Here is a 3,643-nt window from a genome sequence, read left to right on the forward strand (position 1 = left end):
TGACATCGCTTTTCGGGCTTAATGTTTACACAGATGCTGGCACATATGTTGGGAAAGTGGCTGACCTTGTATTGAATGTTGAAGAAAGGAATGTTAAAGGGATAGCCATAACTGATATCAACAGGGATATATTCGATGTTCCCACAAGAGGTGCCATCATTCCCTATAGATGGGTAGTGACCACCGGGGACATTGTTATAATAAGGAGTATTGTTAGCAAGTTCAAGATAAAACAAGAAAAAGAAGAAGAGTAAAAAGCACATGAAGAAGCGAGAGATCTACAGTGATCTGCGCTGTGCACCTCCTTTTATCATCCGTGTAGATGGCAGGGCTTTTAGGAATTCACTGTTGCGAATGGGTTTTCAAAAGCCCTTTGATAGCAGGTTTGCGGTCTCTATGGGTAATGCTGTAGAGATGCTGTTTAAGAAAAGCGGCCTGTCACCTGTTTTAGGCTATACTTTTTCCGATGAGATCAACCTGTTGTTCAAAGACGCACCATTTGACGGAAGGGTGGAAAAACTGAATTCCATTGTTCCCAGTTTTTTGAGCAGTGCGCTTACCTTAACTCTGAAAGTACAGGAGCCACTTGCATTTGATTCCCGCATTGTTCCTTTATGCAAAGACCAGATAACGGAATATCTGGACTGGAGGCAGAAGGAAGCATGGAGGAATTGTATCAACTCTTATGCTTTTTACACTCTTGTTTCAAAAGGATCGAGTGAGAAGGAGTCGGCTGCTGCTCTTAAAAAGAAAAGGTCATCAGATGTCCATGAGTTACTTTTCAGGCACGGTATCAACATATCTAAAGTGCCTGCATGGCAAAGAAAAGGGATACTTGTCCATAAAGAGCAATACTCTATTGCTGGCTATAATCCTTTGATGCGAGAGAATACCCGCAGCATTCGTACAAGAGTTGTGCAGAAATGGGACATCCCTCTCTTTCCTTCTCCTGAAGGGAGTGCTCTCATTGATTCACTGATTAGTGACAGTTAACCATATAAACAGAAAGGGTTTTTATACCAACCATTATTTACCAATGGTGAACTTATGGACAGACTGGAGCTTATAAAAAGGAACGTACAGGAAATTGTTACAGAGGAAGAACTGGAAGAACTTCTAAAAAAGAAGGATAGCCCTGTTGCGTATGTGGGTTATGAGCCCAGTGGCAAGATCCATTTAGGCCATGTGCTTACGGTCAATAAACTCCTCGACCTGCAGAACGCCGGTTTTCAGATCACTGTTCTGCTTGCCGATGTGCATGCATACCTTAACCAGAAAGGCACTCTCGAAGAGGTCCGTAAAACTGCTGATTATAACAGGGATTGTTTCATTGCCCTTGGGCTTGATCCGGAAAAGACGAAATTCGTATATGGTTCTGATTTCCAGCTGACATCTGAGTATATGCTCAATGTGCTCAAGCTTACAACCACTGCATCTCTTAACAGGGCAAGGAGAAGTATGGACGAGGTCGGCCGAAAGATGGAAGATCCCAAGGTTTCCCAGATGGTATATCCCATGATGCAGGCAATTGATATCGCTCTTCTCGGTGTGGACGTAGCTGTGGGAGGCATCGACCAGCGCAAGATACACATGCTTGCCAGAGAAGGCCTGCCAGCCTTGGGTTTCAAGTCTCCGCTCTGCATACACACGCCTATACTTCTGGGTCTGGACGGAAAAAAGATGTCCTCTTCAAGTGATAATTTCATTTCTGTGGATGATTCGAAGGAAGAGATCGATCAAAAGATGAAAAAAGCTTTCTGTCCTGCAGGTCAGGTAACTGAGAATCCTATGCTGGAATTGTTCAGGTACCACATTTGTCCCCGATATGAGGAAATTACATTCGAAAGGCCGGAGAAATATGGGGGCGATCTTGTATGCAGAGGTTATGAGGAGCTTATTAAGGTCTTTTCTGAGGGGCAACTGCATCCTATGGATCTCAAGAAAGGTGCTGCTAAGTACATGAACATGATACTTGAGCCTGTAAGAAACGTTTTGAAAATCAATTGAACCTTTTTTAAAGTCGCAACATATTTAACTGGTTACATACAACAAATAGTGAGAATATTCATTCAGGCGGAGGATCGCATGAGGTATACCTATCAGGATTCCACAGACCTGCCCATACAGCGTGATTTTATTCAGGATATCAATGATCTGATTGAAATATCAGGGAAAGTCCTCTCCTTGGAAAATGATGCTATTGAGGCAAATGAAATTGAGATGAAGGCCATTTCCTCTCTGGAGAACAGGATCGTCGATCTTGAAAAATTCGCGAACGATGTAAAAACGTATGTAAGGTCCATTTCTCTCAACGCAGAAAATGTGGAGATCCTTGATTGTCATAATGCCATCATGGATGCCTGTGATACAAGTGTCAGTACCGGTCTTCACAATCTCAAAAAAGAACTTGAGCAAAAAAAGAGGGACCATGAGTTGCATATCAATGAACTGGAGCAGAAAATGTTCCCTATGCTCAATTCCCTTTTTGAGGACGGCATATATGGGGCTATGAAAGCGTATTCTGTTCGCTTTGATAATGGCAGCTTAAGGGGTGAGCTCAGAGCCTCTATATCCGGTGTGGAATATGAAAGTGAGCTACTGTATAAGAATGGACCACTACTTATGCGGGAAGTGCATGGAAGTCTCCAGCTTCCTGTATGGGCAAAAACCGGGCTTATACACAAGGAAAATAAAGTAAGGATTGTCGATGTAAGCGATTTCATAATAACTAACATCGATTTTAATGGTGTTTCCCGTCTTGAACTGGCCTTTTGGAACAAGAAACAGGATCAGCAGTTCAAAATAATATATGATTCACAGGATATTCAGATCCTTCACGGGAACAGCGATATCACTGCAGATAAAACCCTGTCGCAATCCATTGAAATGGACAGAGTGGAATCATTGGGGTTAGAGATAAAGAAGTTCCTTGAAATGTCCATAATGTCCCAGCAACTAAGGAGGGTCATGCTCGATGGCAGAGATGCAGTCCGTAACAATGAAGTTTTTGATTGTTTCAAGATCATCATGGAAAGATATGGTGACATTGTTCGTGAATGCACTGACAGAGGACTTGTTAAGAACGAGATAACCATAAAGATCGAACGTACTGATGGCACAAGGACAGAAAAGTACGTAACAAAAGAAGAACTCTTTAACAAACTGGCCGAACTTGGCAGTGAGGGCCTTGAACTGGCAAGCATACTGAACGTCGAGTAAAATGGGTTACTATTCTTCTTTTAATTATTCTTACCGGCATCCGGACCCTATATACTTTCTATGGCTATGATCGTATCAGTATTAAAAATTAAAAAGATCACTTCTGATCCTTGCTATATATTGGAAATATAAAGTGGTTAAGATCATGCAGCGTACAGTAGAAGAGATATGTTCCAAGATCAGTAGAAAAGAAGCTGTGGTCATGACTTCCCACGAAATATGTCAGCTTGTCAGGGAGGGTAAGGACATAGGACTGGAAGATGTGGATGTGGTTACCACAGCGACGCGGGCGATAATGAGCGGTACCTATGCAGTTATGTCATTTCCCATTGAAGCTCCGCAGCAGTTCACAAGGGCGAAAAAGATCTTCCTGAATGGTGTGCCGGCTTGTACAGGTCCCTGTCCTAAAGAGAGACTGGGTATC

At 42.7% G+C, this 3,643-nt stretch carries 5 protein-coding genes; all 5 read left to right on the plus strand.

The features are described from left to right. On the plus strand, positions 1-254 hold a 254-nt coding region (locus AB7U21_RS11205; RefSeq protein ID WP_428389098.1), incomplete at its 5' end, for a PRC-barrel domain-containing protein. A gap of 7 nt (positions 255-261) precedes the next feature. Next, on the plus strand, positions 262-993 hold the full coding sequence (locus AB7U21_RS11210; protein ID WP_428389100.1) for a tRNA(His) guanylyltransferase Thg1 family protein: 732 nt from the start codon (positions 262-264) through the stop codon (positions 991-993). Positions 994-1,047: 54 nt separating this feature from the next. Next, complete coding sequence (locus AB7U21_RS11215; protein WP_428389102.1) at positions 1,048-2,007, plus strand: tyrosine--tRNA ligase; 960 nt, start codon at positions 1,048-1,050, stop codon at positions 2,005-2,007. Between the two features lie 78 nt (positions 2,008-2,085). Next, positions 2,086-3,219, plus strand: a complete 1,134-nt coding sequence (locus AB7U21_RS11220; RefSeq protein WP_428389104.1) for a hypothetical protein — start codon at positions 2,086-2,088, stop codon at positions 3,217-3,219. Between the two features lie 145 nt (positions 3,220-3,364). After that, positions 3,365-3,643: homocysteine biosynthesis protein (locus tag AB7U21_RS11225; RefSeq protein ID WP_428389106.1), on the plus strand; the 279-nt coding region annotated here is incomplete at its 3' end.

This window comes from Methanomethylovorans sp. (genome assembly GCF_050177135.1).
Classification (GTDB): domain Archaea; phylum Halobacteriota; class Methanosarcinia; order Methanosarcinales; family Methanosarcinaceae; genus Methanomethylovorans.